Here is a 19,163-nt window from a genome sequence, read left to right as displayed (position 1 = left end):
GATTGTTGGGAACCAGCAGTGGGTTCAGCCGTTACGTCGCCGTTCCGGCTCATTCGGCCCAGGACCAGCCGGTCAGCTCATCCCGCTCGCTGCTTGATGTCATCAGAGATCTGGACGGCGCCAGCACGGAACTTGTCGAACGAAACAAGACCATCTTCTTTCCAGGTGATCCCGCCGAGCGGGTCTACCTGATCCGTCGCGGTGCCGTGCGGCTTTCCAGGGTTTATGAGTCTGGCGAAGAGATCACCGTCGCTCTGCTTCGTGAGAACAGCCTCTTCGGAGTGCTGTCGCTGCTCACCGGCCACCGTTCCGATCGCTTCTATCACGCTGTCGCCTTCACACGGGTGGAGATGGTGACGGCACCGGCCGGCTCAGTCCGTGCCGCGATCGAGGCCGACACCGCAGTCGGGCTCAGGCTGCTTCAGGGTCTCTCCAGCAGGATTCTGCAGACCGAAACAATGATCGAGACCCTCACGCACCGGGACATGTCCTCCCGCCTGGTGAGTTTTCTGCTGGTGCTCTGCCGGGACTTCGGCGTGCCGGACCAACTCGGCATCACCATCGACCTCCGTCTCTCCCATCAGGCCATCGCCGAGGCGATCGGCTCAACGCGGGTCACCATCACCCGACTCCTGGGAGACTTGCGTCAATCCGGTCTCGTTCAGATTGACCGCAAGAAGATCACGGTTCTGGATCCGATTGCTCTGGCCAAGCGGTTCAGCTGAGAGTCGGCCCCACTGGGAGGTGACGCCGTGAGCGGATGGCTGCTGATCATCGCGCTGCTGGTGCTCGGCGGCGTGCTTTCAGCTCTGGGCGACAGGTTGGGCAGCCGTGTCGGCAAGGCACGCCTCAGCCTGTTCAACATGCGACCGCGACGGACGGCGGTGCTGATCACGGTGCTCACCGGCAGCCTGATCAGTGCGCTGTCCCTCGGTCTGATGCTGCTGGTCAGCCGTCAGTTACGGGTTGGGCTGTTTGAGCTCGACGGACTGCAACAGAAACTTCAGGACAGCCGCCGACAGCTGCGGCAGAACAGAGGTGCCCTGGAGTCAGCCGAGGAAGAACGTCGTCAGGCCATTGCCCAGACGCAACGCATCGATGCCGAGCTGTCGACGGCCAAGCAGCGGGCAGCGACACTTCGTGAGGAGCTGGAGCCTCTGCAGCAGCAGCGCGTCCGGCTGGAGGCCGAGCAGCAGCGCCTCAGTCGCGACATTCAGCAGCGGGACAGGGACATCAAGGTCCGGGATGCAGACATCCGCCGCACCGAGGAGGAACTCAAGCGGGTTCGCGCCAGCATCCAAGCCGGTGAGGCGGAACTCAAGGAGCTGGAGCGCAACCTGATCGCCCTGCGCCGCGGTTCCGTGGTTCTCAGCAGCGGAGAGGCTCTGGCCACAGCCACCATCCGACTGGAGAGTGCAGGACAGGCGAAGACGGTGATCGACCGTTTGCTGCAGGACGCGAATCTCACGGCCTACCAGCAGGTCCGACCCGGTGAGACCCCCGACAGACAGATCCTCCTGGTTCCCCGGAACGATGTGCAGCGTCTGCGGACGATCATCAGCAAGCCAGGCACATGGGTGGTTTCGATCCGCTCTGCCACCAACGTGCTGCTCGGGGAGACCATCGTCTATGCCTTTCCTGACGTCCGACCGAACCGGCGCATCAGTCGCAGCGGCGAAGTACTGGCGTCGGCAACCCTCCCGGACCAGGATCGATCACCGGAGATGGTCCGCCGACGCCTGAACCTTCTGCTCGCCTCTGCGTTCGCCGAGGTGCAGCGTCGTGGCTCCCTCGTGGAAGGACTCCAGTTCGACGGGACGGTCTTCGCTCAGCTCGGCATGGCTCTGGTGGACCGCCCCGCAGAAGAGGGGGATCTGACCCTTGAGGTGATCGCCGAGAGCGACAGTGACAGTGGCGATCCGGTGCTGGTGGCGTTTCGGGTCAGCCCATGACCCGACTGGCCGGTGTTGATCCCGGGAGAAGCAAATGCGGCCTCGTGCTCGTGGACACCGAATCCCTCCAGGTGCTCGGCGGAGCTGTCGTGATCTGTGAGCAGGTTCTGGACCGGCTGAGCGACTGGCAGGTCGCCGGAGGACTGGACGGGATCGTGCTGGGTGACGGCACCGGCAGTGCGGCATGGCTGCCGAAGCTGCAGTCCCTCGCTCCTGTTCAGCAGGTGAATGAATACGGCACCACCCTGCGAGCCCGCCGTCGCTACTGGGAGCTGTGGCCTCCCAGGGGGTGGCAGCGGCTGATACCCCGCGGCCTGCTGATCCCACCCGAGGAGCTCGATGCGATCGCCGCCCTTGTGATGGTGGAGGACAGCCTGGGAACACCGTGCCGTTGGTCGGGTGCGAAACAGCGCCTCAGAAGCGGGCCCGAACGGTGAAGGTGTAATCACCGCCGGGTTCAAGTCGATAATCCGAGCGCACGAGGAATCGACGCAGAGCGTCCTGGATCAGAGCCCGCCCCAGGGAGGGCTCCACGGTCAGGTCACCGCAATCAAACGCCCAGCGGAACTGCCACTGAAAGCCTCCGGCCGCCACCTCCCCCTCAACGCACTGCTCGCTGAAGCACTGGCGCAGCACCCGGAGGTGGGCAGTGGTGGCGGGGAGCGCTGTCATCCGCCGCTGGCAACGCTCTGCGGCCGGTAGGCATTGATCCAGTTGCCGGCCCGTTCCATGCCCTGGCGCTGAATGCGTCCCAGACCATCAAGAACGGCATCCAGCACAGCATCCACACAAGGTTCCTCGACCTTGCTGAAAGCACCGAGCACATGCGACACGGTTCTGGCCCGTCGCTCATCGGGAGTGTCCGCAGGGGCACCGATTCCGATCCTCAGCCGAGGGAACTCCTGCCCGCCGAGATGCTGAATCGTGCTGCGCAGTCCGTTGTGACCGCCTGCACTGCCCTGAGCACGCAGTCGCAGGCGGCCCAGAGGGAGGTCCATATCATCCACCAGAACCAGCAGCTGATCAGCTGTCAGTCCGAACCAATCGAGCGCAGCTCTGATCGATCGACCGCTGTCGTTCATGTAGGTCTGGGGCATCAACAGGCGCAAGCGAGCCTCGCCATGACCGACCTCGCTGGCCAGGCCGTGCAACTTGCTCTGCTGATGGAACTGAACACCCTCCCGAGAGGCCAACCGCTCCAGAACCATGAACCCGATGTTGTGGCGGGTCCCCGCATATTTCGGCCCTGGATTACCCAGACCGACCACCAGCCTCAGATCTGCGGACATTGGCCGGATCAGACCTGGGGTGAATCGTTGTCCTGGGGGGAGTCTCCGGAGCCATCCTCGAGCTCGGGATCGGCCATGGCCTTGTTGATCTCCCGCTCGAACTCCTTGGAGGCGGACTGAAATCCTTTCAGCGTTTTTCCCAGCGTCTTGCCGAGTTCCGGAAGACGCTTGGGACCGAAGACAAGCAAGGCAACGGCGCCGATCACCGCCATCTCAGGGAGGCCGACGCCGAAGACATTCATGACAACCGATCAGCCGAGGCCGTTCCAGTTGACGTTGATGCCTTCCAGGATCAGGGACTTGTTGTACAGCTGAAGGATCACCAGCAGAAAGACGAGGAAGAGCACCATGAAGATCCCCATGACTGGGGTGGTTCCCCAGCCAGGCACGACCTTGCCGTACTCGGAGTTCAGAGGGCGGAGGAGGTCTCCCAGACGGGTGCGTTGAGCCATGGCGACGCTTGGTCTCGGGTGGTGAAAAGTGCCGATACTGTAGGGGCCGGCTCCGGCTTGGAGTCGATCCTGTCGAGAGATGTGATGGAAACGTCTTCCCCGGCCATGTCGGTGGCGATCGGTGTGCTGGCTGTGTTGCTGAGCCTCACCGGCTTTGGTGTCTATCAGGCATTCGGTCCCCCATCCAAGGCGCTGGATGACCCGTTCGACGATCACGAGGATTGAACCAACCGCAGATCGGCAAGCTCCCCCGGCAGTAGCTCGATGGCCTGACTGGGTTCACCCCCCTGGCGGGACACGAGCCAGCCTTCCCTGGGTTCCCAACGGCAGCGCGATGGCCCTGGATTGAGACAGCGGAGGCCCAGGCCGTCATCCTCCGGCCGCAGCGCCACAGGAACAAGCTCCCCGGCGAGAGCTGGCAACCATCGCCGCGACGTCGGGTGTCCGGCGAGAGGACCACTCCAGCCCGGCTCCCGGAAGGCGATCGCCGCCTGTGGCACGCAAGCGCTGCTCCATGAGCCGGTGACCGGCATCAGAGCCAGTCGCTGACGGTGCCAACCACGATCCGCCCCAGGGTCAGGCCAGGTCGGACCGCGCAGCAGGGAGACACCGATCCGTTCGGGCACCACATCCACCCCCTGGGGTCCATCCAGCAGGACGGCAAGTCCACCCCCAGGGGCGTTCGCCTGGGTGGCAAGCCAGGAGATCAGAGGCACTTCCCATCGCGACTGCTCCCGCGACGTGCATGCCATCGCCGGACGCTCCAGGACAGTGCCGGCGGAGTCCGCCGCATAACGGACCGCTGCGGAGCCAAGAGACAGCTCCAGACGAAGCAGTTCATGGCTCTGGCTCCAGTCGATGCTGCAGATCAGCTCGATCCAGGGGCAGTCGGCCTGCAGACGCATGTCCAGACGCATGACACTCGATCCCAGCCGGTAACGCTGCACGACATGGACCACCAGGGGGCCGCGCTCCAGCAGCTGGCATGGCCCCAGCAGCTCAACCGCCAGGGGATGGCGGCGGTACTCCGCTGCAAGATCCCAGGCGTCCCAGAACTCCCCGCGGTCCTGGAAGCGGGCCAGCTGCAGCGGACCTGCCAGCTGAGCCACCCCCTGACTGTCACGCAACTGGAGCAGCCCTCCCGGCCCGCAGTCCACCTCCAGCAATCCATTGCTGAACCTCCAGCGATCGCCATCCAGTCGCTGCAGCTTCACCGGAGCCCGGATTGGAACGACCTCAACCGCTGATGCATCGCATCGGTTGAGAACGACTGAACTGATCCCCCTCTGAAGGGGTAGCTGCACCCACACTCCCCCGGTGGGACACGCCTGTCGCGGCAGAACCATGTCAGCCGCCGACCACGCCCCGGCAGGCAGACGCAGCAGGGGCGACCAGCGCGCCAACGGCTGCAGACCGAACCAGAGCCAGGTCTCCCAACAGCGGGGAGGGCAAGCCGAGCCCTCGCATAACTGCCGCAGCTGATGGTCACGCTGAGACACCGCCTTCCTCCGGGCTGAACGCCAGACCGCTTCGGCCTGGTCGAACACCTCCGGGATGGAGGTTCCTGGAAGGATGTCGTGAAACTGCTGAAACAACAGCGGTTTCCAGTCCCCCATCTCGCCTGCCGTCCCTTCACATCCCCTCAGGGCAGCGACGGCATCCACCTCACGCAGCAACCGCTCCAGCGTGCGGTTATGTCGCTTCTGGTCCGGACGGCTCGTGGCACAGCCGCGGTGCAGCTCCAGATACAGCTCATCCCGCCAGACAGGAAGACGACCGGCGTGCGGCTCAAGGGAAGCCAGATGATCCCTCACCGTTCCAGCACTCCGTTTGGGCGCCTGGGGCATGGCGTCCCAGAGGCGCATCTGATCGAGCATCTCGTCGGTCGGTCCGCCGCCGTGATCTCCCACTCCCGGGATCCAAAGCGCCCGGTCCAACCCTGTCGCCAGCTGCCAATCCCGCTGTTCATTCAGCATGTCCAGCGGTTCACCCCGCCGGCCGATCGGCGGCAGCATCAGAGCGAACAGCTCAGCACCGCCACGGCTGCGCCAGCGGAACAGACGATGGGGGAAGGGCTGGTCAGCATTCCACGCCAGCTTGTGGGTGCAGAACCAACGCACACCTGTGCGCTCCGCCACGGCCGGCAGACCGGCGGTGAACCCGAAGCTGTCCGGCAACCAGGCCAACTCATGGGTCCACTCCGGGAAGACGCGCCGGCTGTAGGTCTGCCCCAGGTGGAACTGCTGCCAGAGCGACGCACTGCTCACCAGCACGCAGTCCGTTTCAACCCAGGGACCATTGATCGGTTCCCAGCGCCCGGCTCGGCTGGCGGCACGCACGCCGGCGAACAGTGCCGGCCGATGCCGCTCCAGCCATTCGTAGAGGGCCGGGGTCGAATGGGCGAAATGGAGCTCAGGCCAGCGCTGCAGAAGGTGCAGTGCGGACCGGAATGTGCGCTCCGCAGCCTGCCAGGTGTCGGCGACCGGCCATAGCCAGGCCAGATCGAGGTGGGCGTGACCCAGCCAGTGCAGAGATCCCGGTGCCGGCTCAGCACGGGCCAGATGATTCTCCACTGCATCCAGGGCCTGCAGGGAAAGGGGATCCAGCTGTTGCCACTGCGCCGGCAGGTCTCCACCGGCAGCGAGGTGCAGCTGCAATGCCTCAGGGAGCAAGACCCGATCTGGGTCCGACGCCTCGCAACACGGCTCGAGATTCAGACAGCTGCTGATCAGAGCGCCGTCATCGTGCAGAGGACTGCTGAGCTCCAGAAGCAGCCGCAGCGGTTTCCCCTCGCGACAGCGATCGGGAACGATCCAACGACAGACGGTGTCGAAGAGGTCTCCCTCATGCACGAGCTCCCCATCCACCCAGAGCCGCATCCGCTCAGCCCACCAGCTCAGGGCGAGACGTCCGCGACTTTCACGAGATCGACTCCAGCTCTGCGGCCAGGACAGATTCTGCTCAAGACGGATCCAGCCACGTCCGCGCGGCCAGATCAAAAGTCCGCGCGCAGCCCAGTCAGGACGGTGCTCCTGGCCCCAGGCATCACCGAGATGGGGAGGGCGATCACCGGGGCCGCTGCGCCGCCAGCGAGCCTGCAGATCGAGGCGTGAGCGACGTCGAAACGTTTCAATCCACTCCGATCGCCCGGCCCGCAGCGAGTCCGACCCTGAAGTGACCCTGTCTTGCCCCATAAGATGATGTCGCTTAAACAGACGCCGGTCGGTCTCCATGCTCGCCCTCAAGATCTCCGTTTACTCGGTCGTCTTCTTCTTCATCGGCATCTTCGTGTTCGGCTTCCTGGCGAGCGACCCGAGCCGCACGCCAAGCCGCAAGGACTTGGAAGACTGAATCCGGGAACCAATCAGGACCGCGCAAAACACTGGTCCGCTGGATCAGGTTCTTTGATCGGCTCACTGTCAGGATCGCGAACCGCAGCTGGTTCGTCTTGGCGTCAAAGCGCCTGTCTTTCTGCCTCACTGGACTGCTGCTCGGCGGATCCGTGGGATCGCTCCCTGTGCGCTCTGAGATCAGAGCTGCTGAGGAGATCCTTGAACCGCCGAAAACGCTGCGACTGACTGCAGACCGTCAGTTTCATGACAGTCGCCGCAACGTCAGCATCGCCGAGGGAAACGTCAGAGTCGTTCTGGGAAAAGATGAGTTGCTGGCTGACCGGATCGAATTCGACGCCGGGTATCGGACTCTTTTCGCGCGGGGCTCCGTTCGCCTGAGACGCCAAGGGCAGTTTTTTCAGGCCTCAGCGTTCCGCTACAGCCTGATCCAGAACGAAGGCCAGCTCGATGACGTGTATGGCGTCATCGACCTGAGCGAATCCGACGGCGGGTTCTTCCCGGCGTTGTCCTCTGAACAGAAAACTGAATCCAGGGAGAGTCAGCCAAACGGGTCGGTGGTGCCGGAATCCCCGGCCATGGCCTGTCCTCCCCTGCTGCCTGCGGTACCGGACTGGCATCCCCAACCCTGGGCAGTGACCGCATGGGGGGGGCAGATGATCGATTCCAATTTCGGGGACACGTTCCTGTTCAACGGTCGGATGCGACCGGAGTACCTGCTGGGTGTCGGTCTGCAGAAACGCATTCTCAGAGCCGGACCTCTGTCCCTGGAACTGGAGGCGGACCTGTTCAAACACATGGCCGGGCAGCAGCCTGGAGGCGAGTTCAATCAATCCACCCCATTCGCGGATCTGCCGGCGCAGAGCTTCGGGGAAGGGATCGTCGGCATCGGTGCCCGACTCTGGGTTCAGCCCTGGTTGAGCTTCGGCTTCATTGAAGGCCTCAGCTACAACACCGACTACAGCCTTTACGAGAAGACCTACCGGGAGAACTACACCCAGCTGCTCAACTACCTCGGCTTCGAAGTGGAGGCGGCTGTCTCATCCGAGCTCTCCCTGGTCGGACGCATCCACCACCGATCCGGAGCCTTCGGGACCTACAGCGGCGTGGAGGAGGGAAGCAATGCCTATCTTCTTGGACTGCGATACCGCTGGGGAGAAGAGCAACCTGAGCTGCAGCCCGGTGAAATGCCCCCCCCACTGGGGTGTGAGGATCCCGATCGCGAAGACCGGGTCAGCCCGACAACCCTGTCTGAACGTCTCGAATCGGTGGCCCTCGGCGATGGTGGCAGCACCCTGGAGCATGTGCCGCCGGCACAGCCCCGACCGATCAGCACGCTTTCCCCGGCGGAACAGCAGGCGTTACGCACCGAAGCGATCGCCTCCATCGACCAAAGGGTGGAGAAGGTGAGCTTCCGGGGGAATCTCGCCATCGAACGCCGCAGTGGTGTTCCGGTGAAACGACTCAATTCCAGCGTCAAGGACGAAAACCGCTTCGGCGTGGTCAAGGTTCCGCAGCTGCAACGACTCGGAAGCACCCAGCTGATCAACGGCACCATCAGCCGCTGGCGGATCCAGGCCTCTCGGGTGCTGATCACCGCTGAAGGCTGGCAGGCGAGTCGGATGGGATTCAGCAATGACCCCTACACCCCCTCGCAGACCAGAATCGATGCTGAAGGGGTCATCGCAAGAGAACAACCCAACGGTGACCTTCTGATCTCCGCCCGTCGCAACCGACTCATCGTCGAAGACAGGTTGCCGGTGCCTGTGAGTCGGCGGCAGGTGATCGCCAAGGAGGAGGAGGTGGAAAACCGCTGGGTGATCGAAGTCGACAACAAGGACAGGGATGGCCTGTTCGTCGGTCGCAATCTGAAACCGATCGAACTGGGGTCGGACACCGAGGTCGCTCTGCAGCCTCAGTTCATGGTGCAGCGGGCCATCGATGGCAGCAGCAACGGAGAGTCGATCAATGCCGGAGATCTGTTCGGCCTCAGAGCCAGAGTGAGAGGTCGATACGGTCAGGACGAACTGGATGCTGAGGCTGATATCAGCAGCTTTCAGCCCGATCAGTTCCTCGATGGGAGCCGTTTCTGGGGGACCTTCGGACGCCGTCTTGACCTTGGACGGCTCGGAACCGTCAAAGCCAATCTGTTCGGCGCCTACAGATACAGGACCTGGAACGGATCGCTCGGCGAAACCGACATCGATGCCGCGTACGGGCTCTACGGAGAGCAACGGGGGGCATGGGAGCAGGGTGAGAACCGCCACCGGTATCTGCTGCGGGCGGCACTTGGCGACTACTACGCCGAGCGATACGGCAGCGGCAGGATGCTGAGAACCGGCCGGGGCAGCGTGTTCGGTTCTCTGACCAGTGTGTTCCCGCTTCTGAAAGGTGAGACCGCGGCTCTGACCCCTGCGGCGGCTTACCGCTACTCGCCGGTGCCGATCGTTCCGGGCCTCACGCTCAACACGAACCTGAACAGCTCTGTTGCTCTCTATGGCGATGGTCGCCATCAGAAGACCCTGAGCTTCAGCGGTGGACCCACACTCACGCTTGGAACGTTCAGCCGACCGTTCCTTGATTTCACGCAACTGACTGTGATCGGAGGCGGCACCCTGCGCTACGGCGCCAGCCCCTTCGACTTCGACCGTGTCGTTGATTTCGGCACCCTCGGCTTCGGCCTCACGCAGCAGATCGTGGGGCCTCTGCTGCTCAGCACTGGAATCAACATGAACGTCGATCCCGGCTCGCCTTACTACGGCGATGTGATCAATTCCAATATCGAGCTCCGCTGGCAGCGCCGCAGTTACGACGTTGGGGTGTACTTCAACCCCTACGAAGGCATCGGCGGTGTGCGCATTCGCCTGAATGACTTCGATTTCAACGGAACGGGAGTCCCGTTCGTTCCCTACAACCCGATCAACCCGGAAGACAAGCGCGACGAACTGCCGCTCTGATCAGTCTCCGCCGCCGTAGATCAGATGACTGCCGGTGAGATCGGCACCGGCATAACGGATGCCTTCGGAACGCACTCCAGGGGCATAGGCATTGATCACGACGGCGTCGCTCAGATCGGCCAGGCGCAGATCCACACCACTGAGTTCGGCATTGGTGAGGTTGGCCCTGCGCAGGTCAGCCCTGTTCAACCTGGCACCGCTGAGATCAGCCCCCTCCAGATTGGCGCCCACCAGAACAGCACCGCGCAGATCGGCATCCCGCAGATCAACACCGATCAGATGGGCACCGGAAAGATCACGGCCCCGCAGATCACACCCCCGGCAGGCACCTGTTTGGCGCAGTCGCTGCTCAGGAGCCCCGTACGGCATGACGTTCAACGGCACCACTGGTGCAGCCTGCGCGAACGGCGACAGCGGAAGCAGCAGAACCGCGGCGGTCAGAGTCCGCTGCAGGGCGGAGGAATGCATGGAATGACGACCTCTGTCTTCTTCATAGACCAAAGAGTCTGATTGCGCCGCCGGCGGTTGCTCCGATCAGGTGGCGAAACGATTCAGATAAGGCAGCCGTCCCATCAAGGCCTGCAGTTGTTCGCCGTGGTCCAGCAACTGCGAGGTGGCGTCCCAGCGGCCGCTGCACAGCATGTCGCGCGGACCGGGATCGATGCTCACGGCACAGTCAGCGCTACCGCTCACCATGCGCATCGTTGTCAGATTCAGTGACCAGACACCGCCGGGTTCGTTGAGCACCGCCTGTTGGAGGGAAGCGATCTCAGCCGCCGATGCCGTCGCACAGGGGATTCCAAGAGCCAGACAGTTGCCGTAGAAGATCTCAGCGAAACTGACGCCGACAACGGCTCTGATGCCCCAGCGCATCAGAGCCTGGGGCGCATGCTCGCGGCTGGACCCACATCCGAAGTTGCCGTTGACCACCAGAATCGAGGCGCCCTGGAACTGCGGCTGATCGAAGGGATGCTGGCCGTTCAGTTCGCTGCGGTCATCAGCAAACACCTGATCTGCCAGGGCATCGAAGCTCACACATTTGAGAAAACGGGCGGGAATGATCCGATCCGTATCGATGTCTTCACCGGCAAGCACCATGGCGGTGCCTTCAATCATCTGGATCTGACCCGAAGGAAAAGGGCGCATCAGCTGGCGTGTGGCTTGAGGAGAGTGCGGACATCGGTCACCCGACCGTGGATGGCGGCAGCGGCGACCATGGCAGGACTCATCAGCAGGGTCCGTCCGCTTGCCGATCCCTGCCGACCTTTGAAGTTGCGGTTGCTGGAGCTGGCACTGATCTGGCGACCCTGCAGCCGATCGGGATTCATCGCCAGGCACATCGAGCAGCCCGGCTGCCGCCATTCGAATCCGGCGTCGATGAAGACGGCATCGAGGCCTTCCGCCTCCGCCGCCCGGGCCACCTGCTCGGAACCCGGCACCACAAAGGCGCGGATCCCGTCCGCAACCATCCGACCACGGGCAACCGCCGCCGCGGCCCGGAGATCACTGAGACGCCCGTTCGTGCAGCTGCCGATGAAGCAGACGTCCACCGGCAGTCCGGCAATGGCCGTGCCCGGCTTCAGATCCATGTAGCGGTAAGCCTCTTCCGCAATGGGGCGATCCCCCGCCGGCAGCTGCTCGGGGGCGGGAATGAGCTCCTGGATGCCGAGTCCCTGTCCTGGCGTGATCCCCCAGGTGACGGTGGGCGTGATGGAGGAGGCATCGAAAACCACCTCGTCATCCACCACGGCATCAGGCCCACTGGCCAACGAACGCCACCAGGTCACCGCCCGATCCCAGGCCTCTCCGGTCGGAGCATGGGGCCGACCGCGCAGATAGTCGAACGTGACGTCATCAGGATTGACGTACCCACAGCGGGCACCACCCTCGATCGCCATGTTGCACAGGGTCATGCGCTCCTCCATTGAAAGAGCTGCCACCGCAGGCCCGGCGAATTCATAGGCAAAACCCACCCCACCCTTGACGCCGAGATGCCGGATCACATGCAGGATCAGATCCTTGGCGGACAACCCTTCCGTGAGTCGGCCCTCCACCTGAATCCGGCGCACCTTCAGCTTGTTCATGGCCAGGCTCTGACTGGCCAGCACATCGCGCACCTGACTGGTTCCGATCCCGAAGGCGATCGCACCGAATGCTCCATGCGTGGAGGTGTGTGAATCCCCGCAGGCCACGGTCATGCCGGGCTGGGTGAGGCCGAGCTCAGGCGCGATCACATGGACGATCCCCTGCCGGCCACTGCCGATCCCGTTCAGTTCGATGCCGTACTCGGCGCAGTTCCGCTCCAGGGTGGTGAGCATCTCCTCCGCCAGGGGATCGGCGAACGGACGGGCCTGATCGGTGGTGGGAACGATGTGATCGACGGTGGCGACCGTGCGATCAGGGCAGCGCACGGACAGGCCCTTGTCCCGCAAAGCAGCAAAAGCCTGGGGGCTGGTGACCTCATGGATCAGATGCAGACCCACGAACAGCTGGGTGGATCCTCCGGGAAGCTCCGCCACCCGGTGCAGATCCCACACCTTGTCGTAGAGGGTGCCGGAACTCAACAGCTCAGCCGCAGCAGCAGAAAACACTACCCCCGGACTATCCCCGAGAGAGCAGCCTCCGCCGGAGACCATCGAGCACCCGGATCACACTCAGTTGCTGCACCGCCAGACGACCGCGCCGATCTCCGAACCGCTCAGCCCAGGCCTGACAGCCATCAGGGCCGGCCACAGCCAGATGCACCAGTCCCACAGGCTTGTCCGGCCCTCCACCGTCCGGCCCGGCGATCCCGCTGATCGCCAGGGCCCAGTCACTGCCGAGGCGGTCCCGAGCCCCTTCCGCCATGGCCGTCACCACTGGATCGGAGACAGCGCCATGGCTCTGGATCAGATCCGGAGACACACCGAGCAACAGCTGTTTCATCGCGTTGCTGTAGGCGATGACGCCCCCGAGGAACACATCGGAACATCCGGGTACCGCCGTGATCGCCGCTCCGACGCCACCGCCTGTGCAGGACTCTGCAACCGCGAGCGTCTCCCCGCGCTCCCGCAGCTGTCTGAGCAGCACGGAAGCGAGACTCTCCTCGTCACGGCCGTAACAGTGCTGACCGCAGCGAAGCAGAAGCTCCCGCTCCACCGGTTCGAGCAGAGCCTCGGCCTCTGCATGATCAGAGCCACAGGCCGTGAGGCGAAGTTTCACATCTCCAAGCGAGGCGTAAGGAGCCACCGTCGGATTGCTGCCGTTCAGCAGGTCGGCCACCTGCTCCGCAAGATTCGATTCGCCGATGCCGGAGAAGCGGAGCTGCCGGCTGACGAACACACCTTCAGCGCCACCGTGACGTCGCAACCAAGGCTCAGCCGTGGCACTCCACATCGCCCGCATCTCCGATGGCACACCCGGAAACGTGAGCACTGTGAAGCCAGGCCTTGGGGACCAGATCATTCCAGGTGCCGAACCGAGCGGATTGGGCAGGACCTCGGCCCCCCGAGGCAGGCAGGCCTGGGAGCGGTTGCTGGCCGCTACTGGCCGTCCACCGGTGGAGAGTTTTTCCTGGATCTCCCGCCAGAGTTCGGGCCGCTCCTCAAGGGCCGCGCCGAAGGCGGACGCCAGGGTGGCGGTGGTGAGGTCATCCGGTGTGGGACCGAGACCCCCGGTGGTGATCAGAACACTGCTGCGCTCAGCCGCCTCCTTTGCAGCAGCGGTGAGGCGCTCCACGTTGTCCCCGACAACGGTCTGGCGGTAGTGAGGCAAGCCGAGGCCGGCCAACCGCTCGGCGATCCAGCGTGCATTGCCGTTGAGGATGCTTCCCAGCAACAGCTCGGTGCCGACACACAGAATCTCGACGCCGCGCTCAGCCATGACGATCGCCGCAACGGGCGATGTCGGACATCTCCGGAGGTGCGGAGGGAACAACATCACGCAGGGCCAGCTCCGTCTGGAGCTGGCGGCGACTGATCACCACCGTTCCCACCAGCAGGGCCGAAGCGATCGCCAGCCAGAGAAAACGCATCTCCGCATTGGCCACCACGAGAGCGAGCGCCGCCAACCACTGGGTAAACACGTAGATCAGCAGAACGGTGCGTCGATGGCTGAAGCCGGCACGCAGCAGGCGGTGATGCAGATGCCGCCGATCGGGGTGGAAGGGGGATCGGCCTTCCCGCAGCCGACCCATGATCACGGCGGACATGTCCGCCAGAGGCAGGGAAAGGATCAGCAATGGCAGCAACAGACTCACGGTGGTGAGTCCCTTGGCCGGACCGACGATGCTGACCGCCGCCAGTGTGAATCCCAGGAAATAGGAGCCCCCATCGCCCATGAAGATGCGGGCGGGGTTGAAGTTATGGCGCAGAAATCCGAGACAGCATCCCGCGAGAGCCGCAGCGAGAAACCCTGCTGCCACCTGATGCAGGGAGAAACTCACCGAGACCAGACCGACGGCTGCAATCCCGGCGACTCCCGCCGCAAGGCCGTCGAGTCCATCCAGCCAGTTGATCGCATTGGTGATTCCCACCAGCCAGACCACCGTCGCCAGAAGGCTGAGGCCATCGGAGAGCACGATCGCTGAGCCGGTGGAACTGAACCAGGGAAGGTCGATGGCTCCGATCCGGACACCCTCCGACCAGATGACGCAGGAGACAGCTACCTGTCCGGCCAGCCGCGGCCATGGAGACAGGGCGAACAGATCATCTGCCAGCCCGATCAGGAAGAAACAGACCGACCCGGCCAGAGTGCTCCAGATCAGTTGATCGCGGGCTGGAGCCAGGAGACCGAAACCGCCGAACAACCAGACCGCGGCCAGAGCGAGTCCGAAGCCGAACACCATGGCGATCCCGCCCAGCCTCACCATCGGCGTGCTGTGCTGCTTGCGCGGGTCGGGTTTGTCCGTGAACCCGAAGTGGAGACCCAGAGCGCGCACCAGGGGAACCAGCACGCTGGTGATGGCAGCTGCCAGCCCGAAGCTCATCAGTGCAACCGCAATCGGGCTCGCTGCGAGGTTCACGGAAACTCCTGGAAGGGTGCTGCCCTGAGAGTGGTTATTGACCTTCCGATCCTAAGGAGGCTCTTCCCACGGATCCAGGGAACCCTGGACCAGTCAAGCAATCGCCGGCTCTCTTTGCTCCACATAGAGAGGGAACCGGCTGCAGAGCACCTCCACACGGCTGAGACAGCGCTGCTGAATGGCGTCGTCTTCAGGATTGAGCAATCGATCAGCGATCACATCAGCCACTTCACGGAAGGCCTCCGCATCGAAACCTCTGGTGGTGAGAGCCGCTGTACCCAGACGCAGACCGCTGGTGACGAAGGGGGATTCCGGGTCGAACGGAACCGTGTTCTTGTTGGCGGTGATGTGCACATCACTCACCAGCAGATCGGCCACCTTGCCGGTCATGCCGATGCAGCGAAGGTCGAGCAGGACCACATGGTTGTCCGTGCCGCCGCTCACCACATCGATGCCGCGCTCGATCAACCGTGCCGCCAGGGCAGCTGCATTGGCCACCACCTGCTGGCTGTAGGACCTGAAGGCCGGCTGCAACGCCTCTCCGAAAGCGACTGCCTTGGCGGCGATCACGTGTTCCAGGGGCCCACCCTGGCTGCCGGGGAAGACCGCCTTGTCGAACTTCTTGGCGAATTCAGCATCGCGACAGAGGATCAGTCCACCGCGGGGTCCCCGCAGGGTCTTGTGCGTGGTGGTTGTGACCACATCGCAATGAGGCACAGGGCTTGGATGCACTCCGGCAGCCACGAGACCGGCGATGTGAGCCATGTCCGCCAGCAGATAGGCCCCTACCTCATCAGCGATCGAACGGAACGCGGCGAAGTCGATCGTGCGCGGATAGGCGGAGTAACCGCAGACGATCAGCTTCGGCTTGTGCTCCCTGGCCAGTGCACGGATCGCGTCCATGTCCAGACGCTGAGTCTCTCGATCGACGCCGTACTGAATGACCTTGAACCACTTGCCGCTGACGTTGACCGGAGACCCGTGGGTGAGGTGACCGCCGTGGGAGAGATCCAGGCCCATGATCGTTTCGCCGGGCTGGAGAAGAGCCAGGAAAACGGCGAAATTGGCCTGGGCTCCGCTGTGGGGCTGGACATTCGCCCAGGCCGCCCCGAACAGCTGCTTGGCCCGCTCAATGGCCAGCTCCTCGATGGCATCGACGTGTTCACACCCCCCGTAGTAACGCTTGTTCGGCAGGCCCTCGGCGTACTTGTTGGTGAGCACCGAGCCCTGGGCCTCCATCACGGCACGGGAGGCGAAGTTCTCGCTGGCGATCAGCTCGAGGTGGGTTTCCTGTCGATTCTGTTCCCGGTCGATCAGTCCGGCGATCGCCGGATCGGCCTGGGCCAGATCCCTGTTGATCGAACGCTCGGATTGCTGACTCATGGAGCTGGGTTGTCGTGAACTGATCGTAAGGAAGGACTCTGAGTCCAGGGAACTGTGTTCGACCAAAAAAAAACTGCCCCGGAAGGCAGTTCAACAGCGCGCCTGGAGAGATTCGAACTCCCGACCCTCTGATCCGTAGTCAGATGCTCTAATCCGCTGAGCTACAAGCGCTGGCGTGAATCCATGAGAGCCCATCGAGGGGGCCTCCGTCAACTGGAGCACAGTCGGGGCCAGGATCGCCTCTGAACTCCGACACCGCCGCGATGCCGATCCGCTGGTACGGCCCCGCCGACCCTGACAATCCCACCTACCGCCATTTCGAGCGGGTGGTGAACCTCTGCCTGCATGCCGGCCTCTTCGCCGCTCTGAACAGCGGTCTCTGGTTCGTTCAGGAGATGCGCCATCCATGGAACTGGCTGCCGCTGTTCAGCGGCCTCTGGCTGACGGTTCTGATCGCCCATCTGCTGATCGTTGCCAGGCTGCGGCCAGATCCATCCACTGCCGATCCGGACGCATGAGGGCACCATGACCTCAGATCGTTCGAGATCCGATGTCGCTCTCAGCCGCCGATCTGCAAGATCTGCAGGCCGCACTTGCTGATCGTCTGTACGTCCAAATCAGTGGATGGCATCTCCACCTGGGGGACGCCGAGCTGGCCGGGCCACTGGCGATCGAATGCAGCGCTCTGGTGGACCAGGGAGCAGCTGTGGCGGCTCGTCGAGCCGTGGAAGCCGTGAAAGTGCAGATCGCCGGTGGAGCCAGCCAGCTTCCGCTCGCCCGGTTGCTCCCTCCGGCACAACTTCGTGAACTTGAGGAAATTCTGGAGCCCTACTGCCGATAAAGTTGCAGACCTTGGAGCGTCCACGGCGTGCTGATCATTGAGGTGACCAATCCGCGCGAGGTGGTGCGCCAGCGGATCGGGCCCCTCGGGGAACGCCTGATCGGAACCGTTGTTGACGCAGAAGCCCAGGTGGAGAAAGCTTTAATCCAGGAGCTGGAAACCGCCTTCAGGGATTACGGCATCGAAGCCAGGATTGTCTCGGTCCAGGGTCCGCAGCTGGTGGGGCGTCAGCAGCTGGAGCTGCCGATTCAGGTCCGCGAAGATCGGGAGATCCGACTCAGCGAGCCCTGAACCGGCGGATCAGGCTCCGAACCAGTTCACGCACCTCCCGCACACCGAGAGTCGTTCCCACCAGCGCGAACAGTCCAAGTCCCAGCAGGCCTGGAACCATCACCTGCAGAAGCAGGCCCGACATCCCCACCGGCCAGCTCAGAGCGACGGAGAGACCCCAGGCCGGAAGTGCCGCCGCCAAGCCGGCCATCGACAGCTTCAGTGCGTCCAGCCCCCAGCTTTGCAGTGGCAACCCCTGGAGACGCCGTTGCAACACAAGCAGCAGAGCCAAACAGGTGATTCCGTTGATGGCGACCGTCGCCAGCACCAGGCCCGGTGCCCCGAAATTCACGGGGGACTGGTCGCCCCACGGGGTCGGCCCCCCGACGAGCAGCCAGTCGAAGATCACGTTGAGACCGATGCCCGCCAGCGAAAAACGGAACGGCGTGGTGCCGTCGCCAAGGGCATAGAACACCCGCACCAGAACATCCCGGCCGAGATAGGCCGGCATTCCCAGGCCATAGGCCATCAACAGCCCCGTAACCAGCTGAGCCGCGGAAGCATCGAAGGCTCCGCGCTCATAGACGAGCGCGACAATGGGGGCACCCAGGGCGATGAACAGACCACCCAGAGGAATCATCGAAGCGGTGGACAGCATCAGCCCCTGGCGGATCCGCTCGATTAACTGAGGGCGATCTTCAGGGGCGGTGAGACGCGCGAAGGTCGGCAACAGCGGCACCAGCAGGGCGTTTGAGATCAGGCCCAGCGGCGTCTGCACAAGAAGATTCGCGTAACCGAGACCCGCGGCCGCACCTGCGATCCCGGAGGCGAAGAACAGATCGGTGAACACATTGATCTGCAACATGCCCGATGAGAGGGTCGCCGGCCCCATCACCCTCCACACTTCGCGCACGCCGGGATGGCGCCAGTCCCAGACAAGCTGGAAGCGGGCGAGTCCCTGACGGATCAGAGCCGGCAGCTGGATCAGCCACTGCAGCAGCGCCCCGACCAGGGTTGAGGCAGCCAGCACCACACCCCCGGTCATGGCTGCGGCCGGCAGCGCGATGGCACTGCCCAGCTGCCACCAAAGCAGACCGACACCCAGAATCAGCGCCGCACTCGACATCAGGGGCGAGATCGCCGGGATCCAGAACTCATCCGCTGCATTGAGCGACCCGAAACCCAGACCGATCAGGCCGGCCAGCAACGCCATCGGCGCCATCACCTGCAGCTGCACCGTCGCGATGGCATGCAGCTCCGGGCTCAACCCAGGCCCAACCAGGGTGATCAGCGGATCCGCCGCCAGCACCAGCAGAACGGTGACCAGCAGCAGCAGCGCACTGACGCTGGTGTTCAGGGCCGCAAGGATGTGGGCGCTTTCGTTGCGGGGGCGGCGACTGAGAACACTGACCATGGCGCTGTGAAACGGTCCGTTGATTCCCCCCAGCAGAATCAGCAGGAACCCCGGCAGCACATAGGCGTAGTTGTAGGCGTCGTAAGCCGCTCCAACCCCGAAGGCAGCGGCGATCACAAGCTGTCGAACCAGACCGCCAACCTTGCTGAGCAGCGTACCGAAGGTGACGACCAGTGCGATCCCCTTTAGTGAGCGCGCCATCCAGGCCCCAGCGATGGCTGCATTGTGCTGGGCCTGCAGGAGACCATGGGCA

At 63.7% G+C, this 19,163-nt stretch carries 21 protein-coding genes and 1 tRNA gene; 9 read left to right on the top strand and 13 right to left on the bottom strand.

Going from position 1 to position 19,163, the window contains the following annotated elements; translation table 11 throughout:
- Positions 1-5 precede the first annotated feature (5 nt).
- Genes ntcA through SynA15127_RS01450 form a run of 3 tightly spaced genes read left to right on the top strand, consistent with a single transcriptional unit; the run spans position 6 to position 2,389 of the window.
- Complete coding sequence (ntcA, locus tag SynA15127_RS01460) at positions 6-725, top strand: global nitrogen regulator NtcA (protein ID WP_186484734.1); 720 nt, start codon at positions 6-8, stop codon at positions 723-725.
- 27 nt (positions 726-752) lie between these two features.
- On the top strand, positions 753-1,952 hold the full coding sequence (locus SynA15127_RS01455) for a DUF3084 domain-containing protein (RefSeq protein ID WP_186484733.1): 1,200 nt from the start codon (positions 753-755) through the stop codon (positions 1,950-1,952).
- Positions 1,949-2,389, top strand: a complete 441-nt coding sequence (locus SynA15127_RS01450; RefSeq protein WP_186484732.1) for a resolvase — start codon at positions 1,949-1,951, stop codon at positions 2,387-2,389. The genes SynA15127_RS01455 and SynA15127_RS01450 overlap by 4 nt, the downstream gene beginning before the upstream one ends.
- Here SynA15127_RS01450 and SynA15127_RS01445 read toward each other — a convergent pair.
- From SynA15127_RS01445 to psbH, 4 genes are read right to left on the bottom strand one after another with little or no spacing between them, the layout of a single operon-like run.
- Entirely contained in the window at positions 2,367-2,624 is a 258-nt protein-coding gene (locus SynA15127_RS01445; RefSeq protein WP_043694593.1) for a DUF3146 family protein, read from the bottom strand. The two genes, SynA15127_RS01450 and SynA15127_RS01445, sit on opposite strands and share 23 nt — an antisense overlap.
- Positions 2,621-3,241, bottom strand: coding sequence for an aminoacyl-tRNA hydrolase (gene pth / locus SynA15127_RS01440; protein WP_186484731.1), 621 nt, complete (start codon positions 3,239-3,241; stop codon positions 2,621-2,623). Before pth ends, SynA15127_RS01445 begins: the two co-directional genes overlap by 4 nt.
- A gap of 8 nt (positions 3,242-3,249) precedes the next feature.
- Positions 3,250-3,483, bottom strand: coding sequence for a TatA/E family twin arginine-targeting protein translocase (locus SynA15127_RS01435; protein ID WP_043694585.1), 234 nt, complete (start codon positions 3,481-3,483; stop codon positions 3,250-3,252).
- Positions 3,484-3,492: 9 nt separating this feature from the next.
- Positions 3,493-3,693 carry a photosystem II reaction center phosphoprotein PsbH gene (gene psbH, locus SynA15127_RS01430; protein WP_006849996.1) on the bottom strand — a complete coding sequence of 67 codons (201 nt, stop codon included), beginning with the start codon at positions 3,691-3,693 and terminating at the stop codon, positions 3,493-3,495.
- Positions 3,694-3,777: 84 nt separating this feature from the next.
- On the opposite strand from psbH, the gene psbN reads away from it, so the two are divergent.
- The gene (psbN, locus tag SynA15127_RS01425) at positions 3,778-3,918 is read left to right on the top strand and encodes a photosystem II reaction center protein PsbN (RefSeq protein WP_043697267.1); all 141 of its coding nucleotides are present in this window, start codon (positions 3,778-3,780) and stop codon (positions 3,916-3,918) included.
- On the opposite strand, the gene SynA15127_RS01420 is transcribed toward psbN, so the two are convergent.
- The gene (locus SynA15127_RS01420) at positions 3,906-6,887 is read right to left on the bottom strand and encodes a glycoside hydrolase family 38 C-terminal domain-containing protein (protein WP_255475535.1); all 2,982 of its coding nucleotides are present in this window, start codon (positions 6,885-6,887) and stop codon (positions 3,906-3,908) included. The two genes, psbN and SynA15127_RS01420, sit on opposite strands and share 13 nt — an antisense overlap.
- Positions 6,888-6,924: 37 nt before the next feature.
- On the opposite strand from SynA15127_RS01420, the gene SynA15127_RS01415 reads away from it, so the two are divergent.
- Positions 6,925-7,044, top strand: a complete 120-nt coding sequence (locus SynA15127_RS01415) for a photosystem II reaction center protein I (protein ID WP_006172424.1) — start codon at positions 6,925-6,927, stop codon at positions 7,042-7,044.
- Positions 7,045-7,141: 97 nt separating this feature from the next.
- Positions 7,142-10,000: a DUF3769 domain-containing protein gene (locus SynA15127_RS01410; RefSeq protein ID WP_186484729.1), complete on the top strand. Its 2,859-nt coding sequence runs from the start codon at positions 7,142-7,144 to the stop codon at positions 9,998-10,000.
- On the opposite strand, the gene SynA15127_RS01405 is transcribed toward SynA15127_RS01410, so the two are convergent.
- The 7 genes from SynA15127_RS01405 to SynA15127_RS01375 form a co-directional block, all read right to left on the bottom strand.
- The gene (locus tag SynA15127_RS01405; RefSeq protein WP_186484728.1) at positions 10,001-10,468 is read right to left on the bottom strand and encodes a pentapeptide repeat-containing protein; all 468 of its coding nucleotides are present in this window, start codon (positions 10,466-10,468) and stop codon (positions 10,001-10,003) included. It lies immediately after the preceding gene.
- Between the two features lie 66 nt (positions 10,469-10,534).
- Complete coding sequence (locus tag SynA15127_RS01400; protein ID WP_186484727.1) at positions 10,535-11,146, bottom strand: 3-isopropylmalate dehydratase small subunit; 612 nt, start codon at positions 11,144-11,146, stop codon at positions 10,535-10,537.
- Positions 11,146-12,564: a 3-isopropylmalate dehydratase large subunit gene (gene leuC / locus SynA15127_RS01395; protein ID WP_186484726.1), complete on the bottom strand. Its 1,419-nt coding sequence runs from the start codon at positions 12,562-12,564 to the stop codon at positions 11,146-11,148. Before leuC ends, SynA15127_RS01400 begins: the two co-directional genes overlap by 1 nt.
- 37 nt (positions 12,565-12,601) lie before the next feature.
- On the bottom strand, positions 12,602-13,861 hold the full coding sequence (locus tag SynA15127_RS01390; protein WP_186484725.1) for a competence/damage-inducible protein A: 1,260 nt from the start codon (positions 13,859-13,861) through the stop codon (positions 12,602-12,604).
- Positions 13,854-15,002, bottom strand: coding sequence for a glycosyltransferase family 4 protein (locus tag SynA15127_RS01385; RefSeq protein WP_186484724.1), 1,149 nt, complete (start codon positions 15,000-15,002; stop codon positions 13,854-13,856). Before SynA15127_RS01385 ends, SynA15127_RS01390 begins: the two co-directional genes overlap by 8 nt.
- Before the next feature lie 93 nt (positions 15,003-15,095).
- A complete protein-coding gene (gene glyA, locus SynA15127_RS01380; RefSeq protein ID WP_255475534.1) occupies positions 15,096-16,385 on the bottom strand; it encodes a serine hydroxymethyltransferase in 1,290 nt (429 codons plus the stop codon).
- A gap of 97 nt (positions 16,386-16,482) precedes the next feature.
- Positions 16,483-16,556: transfer RNA gene (locus SynA15127_RS01375), tRNA-Arg, on the bottom strand.
- A gap of 92 nt (positions 16,557-16,648) precedes the next feature.
- On the opposite strand from SynA15127_RS01375, the gene SynA15127_RS01370 reads away from it, so the two are divergent.
- From SynA15127_RS01370 to SynA15127_RS01360, 3 genes are read left to right on the top strand one after another with little or no spacing between them, the layout of a single operon-like run.
- Positions 16,649-16,903 (top strand): hypothetical protein, encoded by a 255-nt coding sequence (locus SynA15127_RS01370; protein ID WP_186484723.1) that lies wholly within the window; start codon positions 16,649-16,651, stop codon positions 16,901-16,903.
- A 32-nt stretch (positions 16,904-16,935) separates the two neighbouring features.
- The gene (locus SynA15127_RS01365; RefSeq protein WP_186484722.1) at positions 16,936-17,226 is read left to right on the top strand and encodes a DUF3181 family protein; all 291 of its coding nucleotides are present in this window, start codon (positions 16,936-16,938) and stop codon (positions 17,224-17,226) included.
- Between the two features lie 27 nt (positions 17,227-17,253).
- Positions 17,254-17,517, top strand: coding sequence for a hypothetical protein (locus tag SynA15127_RS01360; RefSeq protein ID WP_043694561.1), 264 nt, complete (start codon positions 17,254-17,256; stop codon positions 17,515-17,517).
- Here SynA15127_RS01360 and murJ read toward each other — a convergent pair.
- Positions 17,504-19,111, bottom strand: a complete 1,608-nt coding sequence (murJ, locus tag SynA15127_RS01355; protein ID WP_186484721.1) for a murein biosynthesis integral membrane protein MurJ — start codon at positions 19,109-19,111, stop codon at positions 17,504-17,506. The two genes, SynA15127_RS01360 and murJ, sit on opposite strands and share 14 nt — an antisense overlap.
- Between the last annotated feature and the right edge of the window lie 52 nt (positions 19,112-19,163).

The sequence above is a fragment of the Synechococcus sp. A15-127 genome (assembly GCF_014280215.1).
Lineage (GTDB): Bacteria > Cyanobacteriota > Cyanobacteriia > PCC-6307 > Cyanobiaceae > Parasynechococcus.
Note: the sequence above shows the minus strand (reverse complement) of the source record. Positions and strands in the feature narration are given on the sequence as shown.